The following is a 2,182-nucleotide window of genomic DNA, read 5'->3' as shown; positions in this document are numbered from 1 at the left end:
CCATGTCGACCGCCACGATGCGTGATACGCCCTGCTCCTGCATCGTCACGCCTATCAATTGCTGCGCCATTTCCATCGCGATCTTGTTATGCGAGATGAACAGGAATTGCGTATGCGCCGACATCCGTTTGACCATATTGCAGAAACGCTCGGTATTGGCATCGTCGAGCGGTGCATCGACCTCATCGAGCAGGCAGAATGGCGCCGGATTCAACTGGAACATCGAGAACACCAGCGCCGTTGCGGTCAATGCCTTCTCGCCGCCCGACAGCAGATGAATCGTCGCATTTTTCTTGCCTGGCGGTTGCGCCATCACCTGCACGCCGGAGTCCAGTATTTCTTCGCCGGTCATTGTCAGTTTGGCCTGTCCGCCGCCGAACAGGATAGGGAACAGTTCGCCGAAATGATGATTGACCTTGTCGAAGGTGTCTTGCAGCAGGTCGCGCGTTTCCTTGTCTATCTTGTGGATCGCATCCTGCAGCGTATTGATCGCCTCGGTCAGGTCGGCATTTTGCGCATCGAGGAAGTTCTTGCGCTCCGATGCGGTCGCCAGCTCGTCCAGCGCGGCCAGATTGACTGCGCCCAGCGCGGCAATCGCATTCGTCAGGAGCGTCACTTCGCCCTGCAGATAGGATGGACGCACATCGCCGTTGAGTTTCTCCGCCAGCGCGGCTTCGTCGGCTTGCGCCTCGATCAATTGCTGCGCGTACTGCTCCTGGTTCAAGCGCGCCGCCTGTTCCTTCAACTGCAATTCCGTGATGCGGTCGCGTTGCGGCTGCAGGCTGCGCTCGGCCTGCATGCGCGCTTCGTCGTGGCCGCGCAATTGTTGCGTCAGTTGATCCAGCTCATGGCGTGCATCGGCCAGTGCGCGTTCCTGCTCGGTACGCGTATCCAGCAGGCTTTGCAAACCGGCTTGCGCGGCTTGATCGTCCAGGCTTTCCAGCTCCAGGCTGCCTTGCTGCATATTGGCAAACAGTTGCGCCGCCTGTTCCAGCGCGGTCGCGATGCTGCGCTTCAATTCCTCTATCTTGCTGCGCTGCGATTTTTCCGCATATTCCGCTTCCTGCGCTGCGCGTTCCAGCTCGCGCACGCGTTGCCGCGCATCGTTCAACTGCTGTTCCTTGCCCAGGTAGGCAGTCTGGCCTTCTTCATGTTTTTCCTGCAGTTCCGCCAGCTCGCCATCGAGTTGCTCGAACTTCGCTTCCGACTCAGCCTTGACTTGCTGCTGCTCGGCTTCCTGCGCGGCGATCTCTTCGAGATCGGCGTGGATTTGCGAACTGCGCTGGTTGAAGCGTTCCTGCACTTCGGATAATTTCATCACGTCGATCTGCAAGCCATGCACCGCCTGCGTCAGCGTATTGGCGCGCTGGCGGATTTCCTGCAGGCGTTGTGTGGCTTGCGTAAGCGCCGATTCGGCACGCACCGAGCGCGACTTCGCTTCATCGGCCAGCATATGCTGGGCACGCAATTGCTTGGTAATGTTTTCGATTTCCTGCTGGCGCGCCAGCATCCCATCCTGCTCGGAATCGGAAGCATAGAAACGCACGCTGGATTTGCTGATCACATGGCCCTGGCGCGTGACGAAATAGGCGCCAGCCGGCAGCTTGCTGCGGTCGACAAAGGCGGCTGCAGTATCGTCGGCGACATAGACGTCATGCAGCCAATCCTGCATCAATGCGCGCAGGCCTGGATCGTTCAATTGCAGCAGGTTCAGGAATGGTTTCAGGCCGGCTGGCGTTTCTGCTGCCGCGCCTGCCGTTGCATTCGGCGTGTACAGAGCCAGCTTGGCTGGCGGCGCATCGTTGAAGAAAGCCTTGGCCCAGTCCAGATTCGACATTTCCAGCGCCGAGGTGCGTTCGCGCAATACCGATTCCAGCGCGGTTTCCCAGCCCTGGTCGATTTGCAGTTTTTGCCACAGGCGCGGCAACTCGCCCAGCTCGTGTTTTTGCAACCAGGGTTGCACCTTGCCCTGCGTCTGCACGTTTTCCTGCAACTGCTTCAATGCAGCCAGGCGCGCTTCGAGCTGCGCATTGTTGGCAGTTTCAGTGTTGACCTGTTGCTGCGCGGTGCGGCGTTCTTCTTCCAGCCGGGGCAATTGTTCCTGCGCGACCTCGAGCTGCTCGGTCGCCTCTTCCAGCGTCGCCTGTTTTTCTTCCAGCTGCATCTTCAGGTTGGCCAGATG

Annotated in this window: 1 protein-coding gene; it reads right to left on the bottom strand. The window is 59.3% G+C overall.

Annotated elements, in window-relative coordinates:
* Positions 1–2,182: chromosome segregation protein SMC (gene smc / locus Q7T06_RS03665; RefSeq protein ID WP_304780326.1), on the bottom strand; the 2,182-nt coding region annotated here is incomplete at both ends.

The sequence above is a fragment of the Herminiimonas sp. genome (assembly GCF_030645555.1).
In the GTDB taxonomy this organism is placed as follows: domain Bacteria; phylum Pseudomonadota; class Gammaproteobacteria; order Burkholderiales; family Burkholderiaceae_D; genus Oxalicibacterium.
This window is presented reverse-complemented; position numbering and strand designations above follow the sequence as displayed.